Annotated in this window: 17 protein-coding genes and 4 pseudogenes; 5 read left to right on the forward strand and 16 right to left on the reverse strand. The window is 60.7% G+C overall.

What is annotated here, in order from left to right; translation table 11 throughout:
• Positions 1-69: 69 nt before the first annotated feature.
• Both nadC and XM53_RS17895 read right to left on the reverse strand, forming a co-directional pair.
• A pseudogene (nadC, locus tag XM53_RS17890) lies at positions 70-675 on the reverse strand (carboxylating nicotinate-nucleotide diphosphorylase); the annotation flags it as partial.
• Positions 676-746: 71 nt separating this feature from the next.
• Complete coding sequence (locus XM53_RS17895; RefSeq protein WP_057795813.1) at positions 747-1,307, reverse strand: recombinase family protein; 561 nt, start codon at positions 1,305-1,307, stop codon at positions 747-749.
• Positions 1,308-1,441: 134 nt separating this feature from the next.
• Between XM53_RS17895 and XM53_RS17900 the strand changes: the two genes are divergently transcribed.
• Entirely contained in the window at positions 1,442-2,755 is a 1,314-nt protein-coding gene (locus tag XM53_RS17900) for a DUF4158 domain-containing protein (RefSeq protein WP_144435599.1), read from the forward strand.
• On the opposite strand, the pseudogene XM53_RS22665 reads toward XM53_RS17900, so the two are convergent.
• Positions 2,738-2,965, reverse strand: a pseudogene (locus XM53_RS22665) (transposase domain-containing protein); the annotation flags it as partial. The gene XM53_RS17900 and the pseudogene XM53_RS22665 overlap by 18 nt on opposite strands.
• On the reverse strand, positions 2,956-3,216 hold the full coding sequence (locus XM53_RS17910; protein WP_057795815.1) for a hypothetical protein: 261 nt from the start codon (positions 3,214-3,216) through the stop codon (positions 2,956-2,958). The pseudogene XM53_RS22665 and the gene XM53_RS17910, both read right to left, overlap by 10 nt.
• Before the next feature lie 203 nt (positions 3,217-3,419).
• Here XM53_RS17910 and XM53_RS17915 point away from each other — a divergent pair, with 203 nt between their 5' ends.
• The gene (locus tag XM53_RS17915) at positions 3,420-5,057 is read left to right on the forward strand and encodes a recombinase family protein (protein WP_082631098.1); all 1,638 of its coding nucleotides are present in this window, start codon (positions 3,420-3,422) and stop codon (positions 5,055-5,057) included.
• A 195-nt stretch (positions 5,058-5,252) separates the two neighbouring features.
• Positions 5,253-6,263: pseudogene (locus tag XM53_RS22670) on the forward strand (IS110 family RNA-guided transposase); the annotation flags it as partial.
• Here the strand turns inward: XM53_RS22670 and XM53_RS17925 are convergent.
• Complete coding sequence (locus tag XM53_RS17925; RefSeq protein WP_057795819.1) at positions 6,152-7,378, reverse strand: IS256 family transposase; 1,227 nt, start codon at positions 7,376-7,378, stop codon at positions 6,152-6,154. The pseudogene XM53_RS22670 and the gene XM53_RS17925 overlap by 112 nt on opposite strands.
• A gap of 130 nt (positions 7,379-7,508) precedes the next feature.
• Between XM53_RS17925 and XM53_RS22675 the strand changes: the two genes are divergently transcribed.
• Positions 7,509-7,985, forward strand: a complete 477-nt coding sequence (locus tag XM53_RS22675; protein ID WP_082631100.1) for a recombinase family protein — start codon at positions 7,509-7,511, stop codon at positions 7,983-7,985.
• Here the strand turns inward: XM53_RS22675 and tnpC are convergent.
• The 3 genes and pseudogenes from tnpC to XM53_RS22680 form a co-directional block, all read right to left on the reverse strand.
• Complete coding sequence (gene tnpC / locus XM53_RS17935; RefSeq protein WP_144435600.1) at positions 7,947-9,344, reverse strand: IS66 family transposase; 1,398 nt, start codon at positions 9,342-9,344, stop codon at positions 7,947-7,949. The two genes, XM53_RS22675 and tnpC, sit on opposite strands and share 39 nt — an antisense overlap.
• Positions 9,345-9,412: 68 nt before the next feature.
• Positions 9,413-9,511 carry a hypothetical protein gene (locus XM53_RS24075; protein ID WP_082631101.1) on the reverse strand — a complete coding sequence of 33 codons (99 nt, stop codon included), beginning with the start codon at positions 9,509-9,511 and terminating at the stop codon, positions 9,413-9,415.
• 20 nt (positions 9,512-9,531) lie between these two features.
• Positions 9,532-9,885 (reverse strand): annotated as a pseudogene (locus XM53_RS22680) (hypothetical protein); the annotation flags it as partial.
• A gap of 158 nt (positions 9,886-10,043) precedes the next feature.
• On the opposite strand from XM53_RS22680, the gene XM53_RS17945 reads away from it, so the two are divergent.
• Entirely contained in the window at positions 10,044-10,652 is a 609-nt protein-coding gene (locus XM53_RS17945; RefSeq protein ID WP_057795825.1) for a TetR/AcrR family transcriptional regulator, read from the forward strand.
• Between the two features lie 152 nt (positions 10,653-10,804).
• Here the strand turns inward: XM53_RS17945 and XM53_RS17950 are convergent, their stop codons facing one another.
• The 8 genes from XM53_RS17950 to XM53_RS17985 all read right to left on the reverse strand — a co-directional run bounded on the left by XM53_RS17950 (position 10,805) and on the right by XM53_RS17985 (position 18,644).
• On the reverse strand, positions 10,805-11,515 hold the full coding sequence (locus XM53_RS17950) for an IS6 family transposase (RefSeq protein WP_057795827.1): 711 nt from the start codon (positions 11,513-11,515) through the stop codon (positions 10,805-10,807).
• A 245-nt stretch (positions 11,516-11,760) separates the two neighbouring features.
• Positions 11,761-12,483 carry an ABC transporter ATP-binding protein gene (locus XM53_RS17955; RefSeq protein WP_082631102.1) on the reverse strand — a complete coding sequence of 241 codons (723 nt, stop codon included), beginning with the start codon at positions 12,481-12,483 and terminating at the stop codon, positions 11,761-11,763.
• On the reverse strand, positions 12,480-13,232 hold the full coding sequence (locus XM53_RS17960; RefSeq protein ID WP_057795829.1) for an ABC transporter ATP-binding protein: 753 nt from the start codon (positions 13,230-13,232) through the stop codon (positions 12,480-12,482). Before XM53_RS17960 ends, XM53_RS17955 begins: the two co-directional genes overlap by 4 nt.
• A complete protein-coding gene (locus XM53_RS17965; RefSeq protein WP_057795832.1) occupies positions 13,229-14,158 on the reverse strand; it encodes a branched-chain amino acid ABC transporter permease in 930 nt (309 codons plus the stop codon). Before XM53_RS17965 ends, XM53_RS17960 begins: the two co-directional genes overlap by 4 nt.
• Positions 14,148-15,029 (reverse strand): branched-chain amino acid ABC transporter permease, encoded by an 882-nt coding sequence (locus tag XM53_RS17970; RefSeq protein WP_057795835.1) that lies wholly within the window; start codon positions 15,027-15,029, stop codon positions 14,148-14,150. The genes XM53_RS17965 and XM53_RS17970 overlap by 11 nt, the downstream gene beginning before the upstream one ends.
• Before the next feature lie 55 nt (positions 15,030-15,084).
• Entirely contained in the window at positions 15,085-16,323 is a 1,239-nt protein-coding gene (locus XM53_RS17975) for an ABC transporter substrate-binding protein (protein WP_236544549.1), read from the reverse strand.
• A 9-nt stretch (positions 16,324-16,332) separates the two neighbouring features.
• Positions 16,333-17,106, reverse strand: a complete 774-nt coding sequence (locus tag XM53_RS17980; protein ID WP_057795837.1) for an SDR family NAD(P)-dependent oxidoreductase — start codon at positions 17,104-17,106, stop codon at positions 16,333-16,335.
• Entirely contained in the window at positions 17,103-18,644 is a 1,542-nt protein-coding gene (locus XM53_RS17985) for a class I adenylate-forming enzyme family protein (protein ID WP_057795839.1), read from the reverse strand. The genes XM53_RS17980 and XM53_RS17985 overlap by 4 nt, the downstream gene beginning before the upstream one ends.
• Positions 18,645-19,368: the final 724 nt, after the last annotated feature.

The raw sequence follows: 19,368 nt of genomic DNA on the forward strand, positions 1-19,368 counted from the left end.
AGTGCAGCGTAATATTATTGCGTTTTAATATGCAAAAAATGGCGTATCCGTGCGCGAGGGATTGCTGATTCAGAAGTCCAGCCCGAGGTCCAGAACTCGCGCCGAATGAGTCAGCGCCCCGGACGAAATATAGCCGACGCCCGTCGCCGCGACTTCGGCAATGTGGTCCAGTTTCATGTTGCCCGAAGCCTCGAGCACCACGCGTCCGGCGGTCATTTCCACCGCTTTCACAAGGGATTGCGTGTCCATATTGTCCAGCAGCACAACATCCGCCCCACCTTCGTCCAGAACCTCGGACAGCTGATCCAGCCGGTCGACCTCGATCTCGCAGCGGATTAAGTGAGAGGCCCGCTCTTTGACCGATTGCAGCACTGGACGGATGCCTCCGGCGGCTGCGATGTGGTTGTCCTTGATCAGGATTGCGTCCGACAGGCCGAAGCGGTGGTTGAACCCGCCGCCATGCAGCACGGCCTGCTTTTCGACGATCCGAAGCCCTGGCGTGGTCTTGCGGGTGCAGGTCACGCGGGTGTCAGTACCTCGCGTTTCCGAGACGAAAGCGGCGGTCAGCGTGGCGATGCCGGACATGCGCCCGGCAAAGTTCAGCGCGACCCGTTCGCCTGACAGGATCGACGTCGCGTCGCCGGTAATCTCCATCAGCAGATCGCCCGGCGCTACCACATGGGGTCACTGCATAAAAGTGACATTATTGTCCGGTTCGCGCGAACTTTAGGGGAACATCTACGTTCTCAGTCGGATTTCTGGTCTCTGAGGGCGTTATAGAGGCTGGTTTTGCTGATTTTGAGGCGCGCGGCGGCTTCTCGTACGGTCAATCCGTCACTGATATAGGCTCTTGCCTGCTCCAGTTTTTTGGATGTGACGACAGGTTTACGCCCTCCTTTTCGACCGCGCGTTGCGGCGGCTTTTAGACCGGCCTGTGTGCGCTCGATGATGAGGTCGCGCTCAAACTGCGCAAGCGCGCCGAACAGATGGAACACCAAAGTGCCGCCGGTGGTGGTCGTATCCACGCCTTCGGTCAGGGATCTGAAGCCAATGCCGCGGTTTCCGAGATCGGCCACTGTCTCCACCAGGTGCGTCATGGACCGGCCAAGGCGGTCGAGTTTCCAGACTACAAGCGCGTCGTCCCTGCGCAGAAAGGCCAAGGCATCATTCAAGCCCGGACGTTCGGCTTTGGCGCCGGAGATGACATCCTCAAATACGGTTTCGCAGCCCGCGGCTTTGAGCGCATCAACCTGTGTTTCCAACTTTTGTTCAGTGGTCGAGACCCGCGCATATCCAATCAGCGCCATGAAGATAGCCTTGTCCGTTTTCCTGTCCTTAAATCAACTTGTCCGTTTTCCCGTTGTCAAGCCATATTGACGGACGGAGTAGGAGATTCCGCCAAACGAGCGTTTCACGGACATGCATGTGAGAAGGGTATTTCATGGCACGGCGACAAATATTGACGGCAAGTTTCTGGTCTCGGCTGATGGCGCCGCCCTCGGAGGATCGGGAAGTTGCGATGCATTGCACGCTCACCCCAGATGAGATCGAGGCTGTCGCCAGAAAGCGAACCGCTGCGACGCGTTTGGGCTACGCCGTGTCATTGGCTTACCTGCGTCATCCCGGGCGGGTTCGCGAGGTTGGAGAGCAGCCCAACGACGTTATGCTGGCTTTCCTTGCAGATCAGGTTGATGCCAGCGTCTCCGATCTCGCGGTCTATGATCGACGCCCGCAGACGCGACGCGAACATATCGGGCAAATCATGGGTCGGTTCGGATATCAGGCCTTCTCAGGATCCCTTGTGCGGGAGCTTGTTCATTGGCTGACACCATCTGCCGGAGAAGACCCGCGACCCGAGCCTTTGGCGATCTCGTTGACTGAAGAACTGAGGCGCCGGCGTATCCTGGTCCCGGCCCGCCGGACCGTTGAACTGATTGACAGGCACGCAATCCAACGCGCGGAAAATGTCAGGATTTCTGCTCTGATCCAGGACTTGCATCCGGACCACCACAATGCTCTGCGCGCTTTGATTGCGCCCCCTGAATCGGGCGAGGTGTCGACGCTGAGTTGGTTGAAGGCGGCACCCAAATCAGCCTCGGCCAAATCCATCAAGGCTGTTCTGGATCGCCTGATGGTGGTTCGAGCGATCGGCCTGCCCGCCAGTTTGCGTCAGAACATCTCGACATCGGCACTCGACAGTCTGGCCGGTGAAGGCTTGCGGATCACGGTGCAAAACCTGCGCCGTATGGCCGTGCCACGGTTGTGGGCGGTTTTGTCCGCCGCCTGCTTGCGGCTTGAAGAGCAACTCACCGATCTTGCACTGGATATGTTCGACAAATTGCTGGGGCGCAGCTTTCGAAAGGCGGAACAACAAAGCTCTGACAAGGCGTCCACACTCTTGATAAATATCATCCGTCCCTTGCAGTCTCTCAAAGCCTTCTGCCGTGAGGCACTGACGGCCCGCCTGCAAACCGGTCATCTCAACGGGATGCTGGACACGGCCAATTGGGGGGAGATCGAGAGTGCGACATCCGCAATTGAAACCGCCCTAGGAGACGGAAAGCCCGACAAATACTCCGAACTCATCGGAAAGTATCAGACGGCCCGTCAGTTTGCGCCCCTGATAATAAAGTGCTTCGACTTCAAAGGCGCGGCCAGCGCTGCCAGCCTTCTTCGTGCGGTGGATGTTTTGCGCATCATGTACAACACGAACAAGCGTAAGCGCCTCGGCGATCCCCTACGCGGCGCGGCTTGACGCGGCCGCGAAGTTCCAGAGCATGAGATCGTCGATGCGGCTTCTGGGATGACCGTCAAGCAACGCGCGCAGCGTGTCGGAGAGGTAGCTGACCGGATCGACGTCGCACATCTTGCAGTTCGCGATCAGGCTTGCGAGCAATGCCCAGTTCTCTGCACCGACCTCGTGCCCGGCGAAGAGGGCGTTTTTCCGGGTCAGAGTCAGTTCCCGTTCATTCTGCCCATGTCGGGCAGGTTTATCGTGTCCATTATCGATGGCATGCCTATTTTGGCGCTGATGTAAGAGTTTTCCAGACCTTCATTCGCGGTGATGGCCAACACGTAGGTCTCGAGCGCGATCCAGGTATCGCGATCCTTGCACCCGCCTGGATTCTGGATGCTTCTGTATGTCAGGGTTTCGATCTTGGCGAACCAGTGGTGTCCACTGAGGCGCTTTTCGATCTTTATTCGGTTCTCCAGCACCTCGGTTTCCGGCGAGGGTTCAAGGGTGACGACTCACCCATGGAGGCCCCGAATGACGTATCACAGATCCCCGACACCAACCCAGTTGCCATTGCCGTTGGCACCGGCGCCCTTGCTGACGGAACCAGAATACCGGTCGATCGTGACGGCACTGGCGCAAATGCTCCTCGCAGCAGCAAAATCCGATCCGGGAGGGCGCCCCGATGAATGAGATGACCCTCACGTTTCCGTCCGAACTGCTCAAGCGTCAGGCGGTCATTTATGTGCGTCAGTCGACGCAGAGCCAGGTCATGACAAACCTCGAGAGCCAACGCCGACAATACGATCTTGTCGAGATGGCCCGCGGGTTTGGCTTTGCCGGGATTGATGTCATCGACGACGATCTTGGTGTATCGGCCAGCGGCTGCCAGGCTCGTCCTGGCTTCGAGCGGCTTGTCGCCATGCTGTGTTCGGGGTCAGTTGGCGCTGTATTCTGCCTGGAAGTGTCGCGCTTGGCCCGCAATGGGCGGGACTGGCATAACATGCTAGAGCTTTGTGGCTTGGTAGATGCGCGTGTCGTTGACCATGACGGCGTCTATGACCCGCGCCATCCGAATGACCGGCTGCTTCTTGGTATGAAGGGCAGCATCAGCGAGTTCGAGCTTGGCGTCCTGCGCACGCGCATGGTTGAAGCGGCAAGGGCCAAAACGCGCCGAGGCGAACTGCGGTACACGCCACCGATCGGCTACCTGTGGGATCGCGACGCCGGTGTGATGTTCGATCCCGATCTCCGCATCCAGGAGGTCATCCGTCAGATTTTCCACCGGTTTCGTGAGCTTGGAAGCGCCCGGCAGGTTCTTCTGGCCATGTCGAGCGAGGCCATTCACTTTCCTCGACCCTCCGATGGCATTCGACTGACAAGTTTCGAATGGCAGCCCATTCGCTACCGCAACGTGATCAGCGTCTTGAAGAACATGTTTTATGCCGGGGTCTACGCCTATGGTAAGACCGGGCGGCAAGCAAAAATCCGGGACGGCCGTGCGCATGTCACCTACAAGAACCGCAAGTCCCCTGAAGATTGGGATGTTGTGATCAGGGATCACCATGTCGGCTATATCGATTGGGAGGAATATGAACGCAATCAGGCGCAACTGGCCAAGAACGCTTTCGGACGTGCTGGCGGGGTCAAATCCGGTCGCGGCGGCGGTGCGCTTCTTGCCGGTCTCCTCTGCTGTGCGAGATGCGGGCGGCGGTTGCATGTGGTCTATACAGGGCGCACGCCACGCCCCGTCTACCGCTGTGACAATCCAAACCTTCTTCTCGGACAGAAACGCTGCATCACCTTCGGTGGGTTCCGCCCTGACAAGCTCATTGCAGACGCTGTTCTCGAGGCTGTCGCGCCATTTGCCATCGATGCTGCCATCGAGGCACGTGCAATGTTGAACCAAGCGGTCGAAGACAAGCGGTTGGTGCTCGAGATGGAGTTGCAGCAAGCCAGATACGAGGCGTCCTTGGCGGAACGACGCTATGCCGCATGTGACCCTGATAACCGCCTTATCGCATCAGAACTGGAGAAACGGTGGGAAAAAGCCTTGGTACGCGTTCGCAGTTTTGAGCAGCGTCTCGATACAGATATTGCAGCAGTACCGAAGGTAGATGTCACGCGCCTTGAAGGGCTGGCGCAGGACCTTGAGACCGCCTGGACAGCTCCAGCAACATCCATGCGCGACAAGCAACGATTGATCAGAACACTGATCGAAGACATCGCGGCGGATATCGATGACGATACAGGGGAAATCGTTCTGGTCGTTCATTGGAAAGGCGGCCGGCATACGGAGGTCACGTCCGTCAAGGTGGTGTAAATTTGGTGGCCCGAGGTCATGATCAGGCGGCTTGTGTTGTTGTGCTGAGAATGGGGTCTGTCTCCTCTTCATCGATCTGTGCGAAGGCCTCGACCTGCATGTAGCGCTTCTGGGTCTGCCATTTGATGGCATGGACCACCTCTTCGACATCGTTGCGATGTAGGCTGGTCGGCGCAATCAAATTAGGAGCCAGCCATGTCTGTTACCACTATCGGTCTCGATCTCGCAAAATCGGTTTTCCAGATCCACGGCGTCGATGCCGCCGGACATCTCGTTCTCAAGCGGCGCATTCGGCGTCATGGCCTACTGGCCTTCTTCGAAGCGTTACCGCCCTGTCTGGTCGGCATGGAGGCATGCTCGAGCGCACACCACTGGGCGCGCGAACTGGTCGAATTGGGCCACGACGCTCGGCTAGTTCCTCCGCAATACGTGAAGCCTTATGTGAAGCGGAACAAGACGGATGCGGCAGATGCGGAGGCGATTTGCGAAGCTGTCGGCCGTCCGAACATACGGTTTGTTCCGATCAAATCCCGGGAAAGCCAAGGGCTGCTGACATTGCACCGTGTGCGATCGCTCCTCTTGCGGCAACGGACGGCCAGCGTGAATGCGGCACGGGGGCTTCTCAGTGAGTTCGGGATTGTCGCTGCTAAAGGCATCTGTCGTGTTGGCGCCCTCCGGGGGGACATGGAGGCTGCCAACGAAGAGGTTCTGCCGCGGGAAGCTCGGGCGGCGCTCGATGCGTTGTTCGAGCATCTTGATGCACTGACGGCGAAGCTCGATGCCGTCGACCAAGAGATCCTCGCCTGGCACAAGGCAAGCGAGGCGAGTCAACGACTCGCCACGGCACCGGGCGTCGGCCCACTGACGGCGACGGCTCTGATCGCTGCGGTTGGAGATGCCTCCCAGTTCGTGTCGGCACGCCACTTTGCCGCTTGGCTGGGTCTTACACCGCGAATGTCGGCGAGCGGAAGTCGAGAACACACCGGACGGATCAGCAAGGGCGGGGATCGTTATCTGCGAACGCTATTGATCCATGGCGCAAGAGCGATGGTCGGCACCAGCTTCCGGCGTGGAGTAAAGCCACGCCCGTGGCTTCAGGCGTTGATTGGCCGACGCCCGGTTAACGTTGCGGCAGTGGCCGTTGCACACAAGACGGCTCGCGCACTTTGGGCGATGATCCGACGGGAGGAGACGTATCGGCAGCCCGCCGTATTCGTAACCGCCGCCTGATAGAGATCGGCGTCGCGCAAGCCGCGACGTCGGCTTGCGAGGGAAGCAAACGATGATGGCAGACCCGGGCAACCGGGGTTCGGCAAAGGCCCATGAAATGATGTGAGCCGACGTGAGCTCGTCCATTTGTCTGGTCGTCGAACCGCGGAAACCATCAAGGCCAGCGGCGGTGACGCCGCACCAACAGGCCGGATACACGACTGCAAGCACCGGTATCGCCACGATCGAATAAATCCCTTGCAAAGAAGAGGTGGTCCATACACGTCGTTCTGCTCGAACAGCACGGCGCCGATCAGGCGGGTGATGGAGTCCTCGTTGGGAAAGATCCCGACGACGTCGGCGCGGCGCTTGACCTCCTTGTTGAGGCGCTCGATCGGATTTGTGGAATGCAGTTTGGTGCGGTGCTGGCGGGGAAATGCCATGTAGGCCAGCACGTCGTGCTCGCTGGCGTCCATCAGCTCGGCGAGTGTGGGCCAGCGCGTCCGGAGCTGATCGGCCACGTGGCGCCACATCTGCCCGGCCTGTGTGCGGTCGGGCTGGTCGAAGGCCTGGCGGATGGCGGCCACCGAGACGATCCGTCCGCCCCGACGCACCTTGAGGTAGGTGGCGTCGAGCCAGACATAGGGCCAGTCGCCGGTGAGCGGACGGTTCAGGAAATCGTTCACCCGCTCGTCGATATCCTTGCAGAGCTTGGAGACCGTGCTCTTGGAGATGCCGGAGAGCCCCATCGCCTGCGCCAGCTCGTCGACACGACGGGTGGAGACGCCGCCGATCCAGGCTTCCTGGATCACGGCAACCAGCGCCTTCTCGGAGGTCTTGCGCGCCTCCAGGAAGCCGGGGAAATAGCTGCCCTGCCGCAACTTGGGCACCTTCAGGTTCAGCGTGCCAAGGCGGGTGTCGAGCGCGCGTTCTCGATACCCGTTGCGCCAGGTCGTGCGGCCCTCTGCCCGCTCATGCCGGCCGGCGCTGATCAGTCCCTCGACATCGGTCTCCATGAGAAGTTGAAGAACGGCCTCGGCGACGGCGCGCAGAAAATCGCCCTGATCGTGCTTTTGCAGAAGCTCGGAAAGGTCCATGTTGGTCTTGGTCATCGGGGTCTCCGTGTGGTTCGTGGTTGAAGCTGCGAAACTCCACCTCGACCATACACCTCGATGGCCACCAGAATTACACCGATCGTGCCGGTGAAATTACACCACGTGCTCGGACACTAACCATACGGAATTGCGCGTTAAAAAGCCGAAGTCCGGAGAACACAATGCCCGCACCAGTGAAGAAGCTTTGGGGATCATCCGCGAGATGGCGGGACGCTGGTCCGATGAGGCGATCGCAGCCTGTCTCAACCGCATGGGCATGCCGACCGGTCAGGGCAAGACATGGAATGCGAAACGTGTTTCATCCATCCGGCGTGTAAATGATATTCACGGATACCTGTCTGCCGACAAGGATGGCCCGTGGCGCACCATGACCGAGGCGGCGAAAGAGCTTGGTGTCACCAATCACGTCATCCGCAAGCTGATAAAGGACGGTATTCTGCCCGCAAATCAGGTGGTCGATGGCGCACCGTACCAAATACGGACAACCGACCTGCATTCGGATAACGTCAAAGCCGCCCTTTCACGAAAAAGACGCCCGTGTCGCGACGAGTGTGACGAGCAGCTTTCAATGTTTACAAGCGCTTACGAAGGGGGTGCACAATGACCAACCAACGGCAATTTTCCTGATCTGGTTCTCGACCGGGTTGGTGTCCAGCTCCAGACGGCCGTCTTTAAGGAAGCGCGTCAGGCCGGGCCAGCGCGCCAGGGTGTAGCGGATGTCCTCGGCCAGCTTTGACGAACGCGGGATGCGCGACAGCTGCGCCTCGAGCCAAGGGCGGAAGGCGGCAATGATCGGTGCGGAGAGTTCGCGCCGGGCGGCAAGCCGTGCTTCGGGACCCAGCCCGCGCACGGATTTCTCGATGGCATAGAGCTCGGCGATCTGGCGCAGGGCTTCCTCGGCAATCGGTGAGGCGTCCTTTTCCAGGCGTTTCACGAACCGCCGACGCGCATGGGTCCAGCAATGGACGAGGGTCCATGGGCCCACAGGCCGGTCGACCTTGGTGAGCTTGTCATAGGCTTCATAACCGTCGCATTGCACGAAGCGCCCGCGATAGCCCTCGAGGAAGCGAAGCGCATGCACGGCGCCGCGGCCGGGCGCGTAGTGGAACATCACCACGGGAGGGCCGGCACCGCCGTGACCCCGGTCATCGGCGACAATGGCCCAAAAGTAGCCGGTTTTCGTTTTTCGTCGTCCAGGATCCAGCACCGGGGCCCGGGTCTCAACCATGAACACCCGATCCGCGACCTTCAGCCGCTCCTGCAGGTGATCGGCGATCGGGCGCAGGTGGAAGCAGGCGCGCCCGACCCAGTTGCCGAGCGTCGCCCGGTCCAGGGTGATCCCCTGCCGGGTATAGATTTCGGCCTGGCGGTAGAATGGAAGGTGGTCGCCGAACTTGGCCACCATGACCTGCGCGATCAGCGCCTCGGTAGGCAGCCCGCCGGGCACGACATGTTCCGGGGCATGCGCTTGCACCACCGCGCCGGAGCAACGCCGGCAGGCATATCTGGGGCGCCGGGTAACCAGCACGCGGAGCTGGGCTGGCACCACGTCCAGCCGCTCGGAGACATCCTCGCCAATCTTGGCCATCTCACCGCAACCGCACGGACACATCGTGGTCTCCGGTTCGATGATCCGTTCGACCCGGGGCAGATGCTTCGGGAGATGCCCGCGGTTGCGGTTCGGCGCGCCGCTCTCGGCAGCACCTTGCCCCTTCAGCGCGCGCCGCACCTTCTCCTGCGCCGCGTCCAGCACGCCCTGCGCCAGTTCGACATCTTCGAGCGGCAGGTTGAACTGCTCCGGATCGAGCTTTTCGGATTTCCGCCCGAACTTCTCCCGCCGCAACTCGCTGACAATGCTTTCCAGCCGTTTCTGGGACTCGACCGCATCTGCCAGTGCCGCCTCGGTCTCGGCGAGGCGGGCCTTCAGAAGCGCATTCTCTTCGGCCAGGGCGGTGTCGGTCATGGCTGCGATCAAGCACATGGGCGGGATCCCCACCACCGACAAATCATCGCCGAGTCACTCTGCCGCAGTTACCCGGCCAGTTCCGGTCGCCGCACACGTTCGGGACGGACAAGCCGCCAATCGAGACCTTCGAACAGCGCCGAGAACTGCGCAGGCGACATCTTCATCACGCCGTCCTGCGCCTTGGGCCAGACAAACTTCGCGCCTTCCAGATGGGGTGGTTGCCGCCCTCCCCAGACGGCATCGCGATGTGCCAATTCTTTCCACTCCCGCTATTGATCGGAACCACAACCTCATAGAGGTGCCAATTGTCGTTCGGCTGTGGCCGGTCGCGGCGGATGCAGCCAGCAAAATGCGCCCCAAGACGATTGACCCAGAGACGGATCGTTTCGCGGCTTACAATCACGCCACGCTCGGCAAGCAGATCCTCGACATCCGCCGTGCTAGGCGCGAACCAATGGCACCCCCAGACCGCGTAATCGATGATCTCACGGGGGTGACGAAAGCCCTTAAGGCGTAGCATTGTGCCCCGTATTTTCATGCGCCACCCTATAGCCAACTCAACAGGACTGAACAACTTGGCAATGCCACTGAAACCACTGCGGTTTGCTGCTAAGCCAAATCAAATTTACTTTACCGAATAGACTGTACAGTAAAGATTCGAAATCTTACGGTCCTGCGCCTGACAAGGAGAACGAGATGCCCGAGAGAAAAATGGCCGACGTCATGGTTGGTGCGCGCGAGGTTTTCTTCCGATGCGGTTACGAAGGAGCCACGGTCGATGCGATTGCCGCTGAAGGAAAAGTGTCGAAGGCAACCATGTATTCGTATTACCCGACCAAGGAGCAACTGTTCCTGAGCGTGGTTGAATCCGAATGCGGTCGGCTTGCGGACGAAATCCTCCGGCCCTTGATCGCGTCTTTGGAGCCGCGCGCCCAGTTGGAAGAACTCGCCCTGCGCATGGTCGACCTCACCTTGGACGACACCTACATCCGTCTCCTGCGAACGTGCGTTGGCGCCTCCGAGGCACTGCCCGAAGTGAGTGAGGTTTATTTTCGCGCAGGCCCGAAACCTGCCCGCGAACTCGTCGGTCGGATTCTGGAGCGCCTTACGCGCGAAGGCGCGCTCGATGTCGATGACGTCCGGCGCGCGTCCGATCACTTCATACACCTTTGCGTTTCGGGGCTACTTATGCCGCGCCTTCTCGCAGTGAAACGAGCAGTCCACCGCGATAAACATGCGGGCGAAGCGGTCGCTGCATTCCTGCGACTCTACGGTAGCGGCCACAGAGACAATTTTTCAGATTGAGCTCGCTTGCCAAATACGGGGCAGCGCATTAGCTCACCCAATGACTTAACCGACCGGACGGTACAGGGTGACTGCACAAGTGAAAAAGCAACCGAAGAAGGGACTGTTGCATTAATTCCGCCGGTGCACATTGGTCCGGCAGGATGCTGGGGTCACGCGGCGGCTTCGAACAGCTCGCGGATGAACTTGATTTCGCCTCGGACGCCAGGTTCTTTGTGTTGGATATGACCTCGTTTGACAGTGCGGATCGTCTCGATCCCGCTGAGCGTCGCCTTAGCCGTTCGCAATGATCGGAAACTTTGCCGGTATCCAAACAGCCGCTTTATGGCCGCGTGATCGCTCTCGATTAGGTTGTTTCGCCACTTGCGATCGATATGCCGAATGCCGTCGAAATGCGGGTCATACCGATGATTGATTTCCCGAATGACGCGCCGGTAGGTGTGCGCCTTGTCTGTGCAGATGGTGACTGGCCGGTGCAGCCGCACGCGTTCGATCGCCTTGTTGAGAAATGACCTGGCTGCCTTGGCATCCCGCCGCGCAGTCAGACGAAAATCTACCATTTGGCCATTGGCATCGACCGCGCGCCAGAGATAACGCCATTTGCCGCCTACGCGGATATATGTCTCATCCACGTGCCAATCGACACTCGCCCGACGCAGGTGTTTCTCTGTGCGCTTCGTCAGTTCAGGCCCGAACTTTTGAACCCATCGATAGACGGTCGACCTGTCGACGGTGATGCCTTGCTCAGCCAGAAGATCGACCACGTCCTGATAGGATAATGGAAACCTTAGGTACCAGCGCACAGCGCAAAGTATGATATCACGTGGAAAACGGTGATGTTTGAACGGTGATGGGCGCGGCATATCCAACCTCAAAAGCCTCAAACTGTCCGCGCACGCCAAATATTGCAACAGTCCCCTCCTAAGAGGTTACGATGTGCCAGAAACCCTCTCTTATCAAATCGCCCTAAACTGCCCCATTGGCGCTGACGTTAGACACCTACCACGTCGACCACCAGGTTTTGCCCACTCCTATGCGCGCGTAATCTTCGACCCAAAGCGCCAGCGAAGACGAGCGCGACGGGCCGCTGCTTCCAGCAGCGCCTCGCTCAAAGGCCGAGATAGGCCTCGCGCACCTGATCGTTGTGCTCTAGCTCTTTTCCGCTGCCGCTGAGTACGATGCGCCCGTTCTCCATGACGTAGGCTCGCGTGGCGAGTTCCAGAGCAATATGCGCGTTCTGTTCTACCAGCAGGACCTCGACACCGTTGCGAGAAATCGTCTCGATGATGTCACAGATGGTGTTAACGACAGCCGGAGCGAGACCGATCGTCGGCTCGTCGAGCAGCACGAGACGAGGCGATGCCATCAATGCGCGCCCGACGGCCAGCATCTGCTGCTGCCCCCCGCTGAGGTCGCTTGCGGGCGCGTTCAGCCGGTCGCGCAGCGCGGGAAAGTGTCCGAGCACGGTTTCGAAATCCGCCGGGATTGCCGACCGGTCGTCGCGACTATAGGCGCCTGTCATCAGGTTGTCGCGCACGCTCATCTGACCGAACAGACGGCGCCCTTCGGGAACCAGCGTCACGCCTGCCTGCACCATCTCGGCCGGCGTCCTCCCGCCGACGTCCTGGCCAAAGAGGTGAACGCTTCCGCGGTCGGGAACAAGCAATCCGGCGATTGCCTTCATCAGCGTCGTCTTGCCTGCGCCGTTGGAGCCGACGATCGTCGTGATGGCTCCACGCTCGATTTCGAGCGAAACATCCAGCAAGGCCGGCACGCCATGGTAGCTGACGCACAGCCCGTCGACGGATAGAATTTCGGTGTCAGCAGTCATCGGCCGCGCCCCAAATAAGCCTCAATCACCGCCTCATCGCGACTGACCGCTTCCGGCGAACCCTCGGCCAGGAGGCGACCGTAGTTGAGCACAATCACCCGGTCGCAGGCGCGCATGACCGCCCGCACGTTGTGCTCGACAAGCAGGATGGTCAGGCCATGCGTCGTGCGGAGTTTCTCGAAGAGTTCCAACGCCGCACCAACTTCGGCGCCCTGCAACCCGGTTAGCGGCTCGTCGAGGCACAGGATTTGCGGCTCGGCGGCGAGGGCGATCGCAATGCTCAACATTCGCTGCAGGCCATGCGGCAGGTTGCCGGCAATTATTTGCAGATGGTCGGCCAGACCGGTCATCGATGCGACTTCGCGCACCTTTTCCATGCGCTTTTCATGCGCAAGCCGCTGGTGAAAGGTTCCGATGAGGATGTTGTCGACAACGCTCATTTCGCTGAGCAGGCTGTGGTGCTGAAAAGTGCGCACAAGGCCGAGACGGCTTATCGTCTTGGTGCTCGCGCCGGTCACGTCGCGCCCCTTCAAAAAGAGACGGCCACCGCTCGGTCGCAGAAAGCCGCTGATCAGGTTGAAGGTTGTGCTCTTGCCGGCGCCGTTCGGGCCGATAAGACCGAGGATCTCGCCTTGGCGCAGTTCGAAGGTGAAGTCGCTGACGGCTGTCAGGCCGCCAAAGCGTCGCTCCAGATGCTCTGCGCGCAGGATCACGTCGCCACCCGCGGGCGTGCTCGTCGCCGCGTTCATCGTGCGCTCCTTGTGACAAGTCCGCGCGCGCGTTCGGCCAGACCGACCAGACCGCCCGGAAAGACGCGAAGCGTCATCACGATGACCGCGCCGTAAAAGATGTTCTCCCACGCGGAGATACCGGCGACCCATTGGCCCACGAGGGTCAGCACCGCCGCCCCGAGGATGGGCCCGAAGGGGTGACCCTCGCCGCCGATCTTGACGTAGGCCAGCGCGAGGACGGCCACGAAATAGGCGAAGTCGGACGGCGCGATGACAGTGTTTGCATAGGCGTGGATCCCGCCGGCCAACCCGACCGCCGCAGATGCGATTACGACGCACAAGACCTTCAGGAAGACAACATTCAGACCGACCGAACGAGGAATCGCGTCGTTGTTCTCGATCGCCTTGAACAGCCGACCGAGATCGCTGCGTTCAAACCCGTAGAGGGCGAACAGCGTTGCAGCCAGAAGCGCGATAGCGAGCGCGGGATAATAGGCGTCGATCGCCATCGGGGGGAACATGCCGACAAGGCCGGAATTGCCCCCGATCACGTTGGTTTGCGTGTATATCAGGCGGATGACCTCTGTCACCGCGAACGAGACCAGCAAGAAGTATGGCCCTTTGGTGCGTAGCGTGACCCAGCCGAACAGCGCGCTCAGCACGGCCGCCATCAGCGGCGCAAGCAGAAGCGTCAGCCAGAACGGCCAACCCAGCAGCACTGCCGTCGTCGCCGTGGTGTAAGCGCCGATGCCGAAAAAAGCCGCTGTCGCGATATTGAGTTCGCCGATCTGCAACACGAAACGCAAGGCCGAGGCGAGCACCGCATTCGTCAGGATCCAGACGAGAAGCGAGGCGTAATAGCCATTCGTCGCCAGCAAGGCAAACAACACGGAACTTATGGCAAGGGCCACGCAGACCCATACCCCGAACGATTTATTCCACATTTCCGAGAATTCCCTGGGGACGTACGAGCAAGAAGCCGATGACCAGAATGAACATGGCCAGGGTCGCGGTCGACGGGTCGAAAAAGTACCCGCCCACACTCTCGACCATTGCGATGAAAAGCCCGCCAATGATGGCGCCGGTGACAGAGCCGAGACCGCCGATGATTATGATGATGAAAGCCTTGATCAGGAACTCATCGCCACTGACCGGAGTCACGGCGTTGATAGGCGCCATCAGAACGCCGGCACAGGCGGCAAGCGCGGCGCCGATCAGGAAACCGTATAGAGCGACACGACGATACGGAATGCCCTGTAGCATCGCCGCCTCCTGGTCCATCGCCACGGCGCGCAAGGCAAGCCCGAGCCGCGTCCGTTCGATGAGAAGATAAAGTCCGCCGGTCACCACGGCGGCGACAATCACCAGCGCCAGTCGCTGTGCCGTCAGGGTGGCGCCGAAGACGTTGACGGTGCCGGGCAGGACCTGCGGTACGGAACGCGGCGCGCCGCCGTAGATCGCAAGATAGGCCCCGTTGAGTATCAGAAGCAGTCCGATGGACAGGATGAAGGACCCGTTGAGATCCTTCAGCACATGCTGAAAGCCGATACTGTAGACCAGTGCACCGATACTGAGGACGACAGCGATCGCCGCGAAGGCCGCCAGAAGGTAGCCAGCCCAAAGCGGTACCCCAAGCTCGACGGTGGCAAAGGGCACCATCGATGTCACGATCAGGGCCGCAGCAGTGAAAAAGGCACCATGCGCGAAATTCACGATCTTCATGACCCCGAAGATCAGCGTCAGCCCGAGGGCGAACAGCACATAGACCGCGCCGATTTGCAGGGTATTGGCGAGTAGTTGGACAAACAGTTCCATGACACCTCATCCGTGGCACCGCAGGCGGCGACAATCGCCTGCGGCAATGACCTTTTCAGTCGTTGCTCAACGCCTCGAGTTCGGCGGGATTGCTCCGCGTCAACTCGACTGCCTTGCCGTCCACCACCTGAGTGACGATCACCGGGATGAGCATCTGCTGCGGATAATCGTAGACATCCGCACCACCGAAGCCGGACGGGCCATACGACGAGTCAAAGCGCACCGAAGGAAGCACGTCCTTGATCTTCTCCGGATCGACGCTGTCGGCCTCTTGCATCGCGGCGCGCAGTGCCAGGATCGCGTCGTAGGACGAAATGGTGATACCATTCAGCGGCTCGCCAAGCGCCTCGCGGGCCCCGGCGTTCAGCTTTTTCTGCACTTCGGTCGCCGAGTCGCTGCTGAAGTCCGCCGATGCGCCGAGATAGGCACCTTCGGCCGCGTCCCCTGCCACCGCCATCAAGGCTTCGACAGAGGTACCGGCGGTCATGACCTTCACGCCTTCCCATCCCAGCACGTCAAGCTCTTTCAGGATCGATCCGACGTCGGTCGGCGGCGCGGCCGAGAAATCAACGAGACCCGGATCGAGCGATGCGATCTTGGTGGCAATCGGCTGGAACTCGGTGGTGCCGCGTTCGTACCAGTCGCTTGCCAACATCTCGACCCCGAGGCTCTTCCAGGTCTCTACCGCCACCGGCTCTAGTTCCTGCCCGGTGGCATCGTTCGGACTGATGAGAACCGCGGTTTCGAGGTCCGGGTGCTGTTCCTTGATGAAGCTGTAGAACGGCTCCAGAATTTCGAACGGCGTGTTCATCTGGGTAAAGGTATAGCGAAACTGCGGCCCCTTCACACTCTTGCCCCAGGCGGTATTGAACAGGATGACGCCATTGCGTTCGGTCAGGGCCTGCATCGCGCGGACCGGCGCGGTGCCGATGCTGCCGGCGATGAATTTGACGCCATCCCGGTTCAACATCGTCTGGGCATTGCGCGCACCTTCGGTGGCGCTGTACTTGTTGTCGTAGGTCACGACCTCGAAATTGTATGTCTTGCCGTCCACCGTGACGCCGCCGTCTTCGTTGACGTGTTCAGCCGCTTGCTCGGCCGCCCATTCCATACCGAGGCCCCAGGTGGCAGCCGAGCCCGACATGGGCGCCGAAATACCGAGTTTCAGGGTCTCCTGCGCCGCGCCTGCCTGGGCAAGCAACAGCATGAGGGTCGCCGCCCCGAGCGGGCGGGTGCATTTGCCAATGTTCATTCTATATCTCCTCCGTTGGTTAAATCGTTGTTCCAGGCTCATGCGGGCGGCCTAGAGAATTGCGACAATCCCTCCGGCCACCGGCAAGAGCACGCCGGTCAGATAGTCGGCATCCGGCCCGATCAGGAACGAGACCGCGCCGGCGATGTCTTCGGGCCGACCGAGCCGCTTCAAGAGTGTGCGCGACGTGTAGGTCTCGATCATTTCGCGCGGCGCGTTGTCCATGACCGACGTTTGGATCAAGCCGGGCACCACGGCGTTGACCCGCACCGCCGGCGCCAGTTCAGCGGCGAGCGAGCGCGTCAATGACGCGACGGCGGCCTTGGCTGCGGCGTATTCTGGCTGATCGCCGTCGCCGGCATAGGTGACGGAAGAGACGTTGACGATGGCGCCCCGGCCGGTCTGCGCCATATCAGGCGCGACTGCATTCACCATCCAGAACAGCGGCTTGAGGTTAAGCTCGAAGGTCGAATCGAAACGCTCCTCACTCATCCCGACCAGCGGCTCCATCAAGGCGCCGCCGCGGATCCCGCCGACGACGTTTACAAGGATATCGAGTGCGCCCAAGGCGTCCTTGAAGTCGGCAACCGCCGCGTTTACTTCCTCGTGCCGGCGCGCGTCGGTGCGTACCGCATGCAGGGCCGTGTCGGGATATTGTTCGGCAATCGCCTCACGCACGGCGGCAAGCCGGTTGCCGGAGATGTCGGTGAGCGCAAGGCTGGCCCCATCCGCAGCAAACCGCGTTGCAATGGCCTGACCCATCGGCCCGCCTGCGCCGGTGACCAAAGCCACCCGTCCGGCAAGCGGTTTTTCAGAACAACTCATGGCGTTACCTCCGTCAGGCGCCCTTCGCCGAGCCAGACGCGCAGCGTGCGTTTCAGAATTTTGCCGGTGGGGCCATGGGGCATTTCTGCGACCGTGAACCAGCGGCGCGGGACCTTGTAAGCTGCAAGGTTCTCGCGGCAGAAAGCGATCAGCGCGGCGGGGTCAAGCGACCAGTCGGCGCGGGGAATGAGAACGGCAGCAGGGATTTCGCCCTTCACGTCGTCGGGCACGCCGATCACCGCACATACGCCGACATCCGGATGGCTGAACAATAGATCTTCCACCTCAATGGGATAGATGTTGTAGCCGCCGGCGATGATCACGTCCTTCTTGCGGTCGACGATGAACAGATAGCCGTCCTCGTCGACGTAGCCGATGTCGCCACTAAGCCAGCCGTCTTCGGAAAAGCTGGCCATCGTCGTCTCTTCGTCGCCCCAGTAGCCGGCGCCGACAATTTCGCCTGAGATACGCACCTCGCCGGTTTCGCCGGTGGGGACCGGCGCACCGTCCTCGTCCACGATCGCAATGCGCGCATTGCCGAGTGGAACGCCGGCAGAGCCGCGCTTGCGCACGCCGACAAGCGGCTGGGCGGTGGCTCCGCCGGAAACCTCGGTCGCCCCGTAGAGCTCAAGTATCGGCACCCCGGTCGTCTTTTCGAACTCCGCCAGAATCTCCGGTGAAACCGGGGCCCCGGCAGCGACCGCAAGCCGCATTGAGGACAGGTCGTGCCGATCGGGATTGAACTCACGCAGCATGTACAGGAACATCGTCGGCGCGCCGGCCATATAGGTCACCCGGTGCCGAGTGATCGCGTCGAGCACTTTTTGGGTATCCCAGCGCTCCAGCATGACAACGCGGGCGCCATTGTAGACAGCGCCGTTCACCATGACCGTGGCACCGAAATTGTTGAACACGGGCAGCGCACAAAGGAACACCTCTCGGTCCCAACTGAAACCGGCGTGAACCGCCATGTCCCGCAGCGTCGTGGTGATGCTGCGCTGGGTCTGCACCGCCCCCTTGGGCGCGCCGGTGGTCCCAGAGGTGAAGAAGAGCGCCGCCGGATCGTCCGGGCGCAGCGGCAGTGGTGGGCACTGCACGCTGGCTGGAGCGAGGTCGAGCGGAACGGTGCCGGCAACCGCATCTCCGCTGGCGAGGATCGTCACCTTGTGCGCAACGTCCTTGCAGGCACATACGGCCTCGGCTGCTGTGTCCGTATCCACCAACATCACGCGCATCTGCGTCCGCTCCAGAAGCGGGCGAAGCTCTTGCGCGCGATTCATGCTTGAGATCGGCGCGGCGATGGCGCCGATCTTCTGGCAGGCGAAATAGCCCGCGCTGAGAAACGGACAACTCGGCAGGTAGAGCCCTACGGCGTCGCCCCGTGCGACGCCATGCGCCAAGAATACATTGGCCATCCGACCGGAAAGCGCGTCGAATTCTCCAAACGTGGTCTCGCCATCGTCGTTGATCAGAAAAGGTCGATCGCGAAGCAGGGTAGCCGCCGTTTCCAGACAATATGTCAGCGATGTAGCCGTCATTCCCCCGCCTTCCAATCCGGACCGGGCAGCGTCTGACCGGCACAACAACCCTCAGAAAACAAGGGAGTCCTAGCCGACCGATCATACAGGCGCAAGAAATTTCTAATGCTTGTTCGTTTTTGGTTTTTTGGACGGTCTTCCTAGGATGATGAGGGAACCGCACAAGGGGGGGCATCGCCGCACGGGCGTGACGGTCTTCTCCCTGCGCCTTCGCTATATGTTTGAACTTTGTGAGGTTTTGGAGGGAACCTTCGATAAGGCGTCGCCATTGGAGAGTTCTTCGTCGATCTCCAGCTGCACTATTCTCTGAGCACCCTCGGCATCCAACGAAACGCAATGGAAACGGGTCACAGGTGTCACTTTCGGAACACCGGATGGCAGAGTTTGCCGGACGTCGGGACTATGCCCTCCGCCACGGATTCCAGTTGATTTGACCTGTTCCGAAAGGCCGGGAACTGTTCCTCGACTGCGGAAAACCGGATACATCGGTCTAGGCGGTGACACGGGCGAGGTGACGCCGGGGCGCAGCCGGTCGGGCCGGGGCTTTCTCGAAGGCAGCCCTTCGGGTGCGGAGGCCTCGGCATTGAACCGGGATGAGGGGGCCGGTTGAGGGGGCGGGGAATCTGCTTGCGGTCCGCAAAGCGTGCGGGCTGTGGTCGTCGACGCGCGTGTCCCCGTCCTTTACGCCGGTCGCAGGGCGGGTGCCGCGTGTTTCCGTGTCCGG

This window comes from Roseovarius atlanticus (genome assembly GCF_001441615.1).
GTDB lineage: Bacteria > Pseudomonadota > Alphaproteobacteria > Rhodobacterales > Rhodobacteraceae > Roseovarius > Roseovarius atlanticus.

Bases quoted from the DNA above. Each gene is read 5' to 3' on its own strand.
- XM53_RS17895 (WP_057795813.1), bottom strand. From the start codon at position 1,307: ATGGCGCTGATTGGATATGCGCGGGTCTCGACCACTGAACAAAAGTTG.
- XM53_RS17900 (WP_144435599.1), top strand. From the start codon at position 1,442: ATGGCACGGCGACAAATATTGACGGCAAGTTTCTGGTCTCGGCTGATG.
- XM53_RS17915 (WP_082631098.1), top strand. From the start codon at position 3,420: ATGAATGAGATGACCCTCACGTTTCCGTCCGAACTGCTCAAGCGTCAG.
- XM53_RS17925 (WP_057795819.1), bottom strand. From the start codon at position 7,378: ATGACCAAGACCAACATGGACCTTTCCGAGCTTCTGCAAAAGCACGAT.
- tnpC (WP_144435600.1), bottom strand. From the start codon at position 9,344: ATGACCGACACCGCCCTGGCCGAAGAGAATGCGCTTCTGAAGGCCCGC.
- XM53_RS24075 (WP_082631101.1), bottom strand. From the start codon at position 9,511: ATGAAGATGTCGCCTGCGCAGTTCTCGGCGCTGTTCGAAGGTCTCGAT.
- XM53_RS17945 (WP_057795825.1), top strand. From the start codon at position 10,044: ATGCCCGAGAGAAAAATGGCCGACGTCATGGTTGGTGCGCGCGAGGTT.
- XM53_RS17950 (WP_057795827.1), bottom strand. From the start codon at position 11,515: ATGCCGCGCCCATCACCGTTCAAACATCACCGTTTTCCACGTGATATC.
- XM53_RS17955 (WP_082631102.1), bottom strand. From the start codon at position 12,483: ATGACTGCTGACACCGAAATTCTATCCGTCGACGGGCTGTGCGTCAGC.
- XM53_RS17960 (WP_057795829.1), bottom strand. From the start codon at position 13,232: ATGAACGCGGCGACGAGCACGCCCGCGGGTGGCGACGTGATCCTGCGC.
- XM53_RS17965 (WP_057795832.1), bottom strand. From the start codon at position 14,158: ATGTGGAATAAATCGTTCGGGGTATGGGTCTGCGTGGCCCTTGCCATA.
- XM53_RS17970 (WP_057795835.1), bottom strand. From the start codon at position 15,029: ATGGAACTGTTTGTCCAACTACTCGCCAATACCCTGCAAATCGGCGCG.
- XM53_RS17975 (WP_236544549.1), bottom strand. From the start codon at position 16,323: ATGAGCCTGGAACAACGATTTAACCAACGGAGGAGATATAGAATGAAC.
- XM53_RS17980 (WP_057795837.1), bottom strand. From the start codon at position 17,106: ATGAGTTGTTCTGAAAAACCGCTTGCCGGACGGGTGGCTTTGGTCACC.
- XM53_RS17985 (WP_057795839.1), bottom strand. From the start codon at position 18,644: ATGACGGCTACATCGCTGACATATTGTCTGGAAACGGCGGCTACCCTG.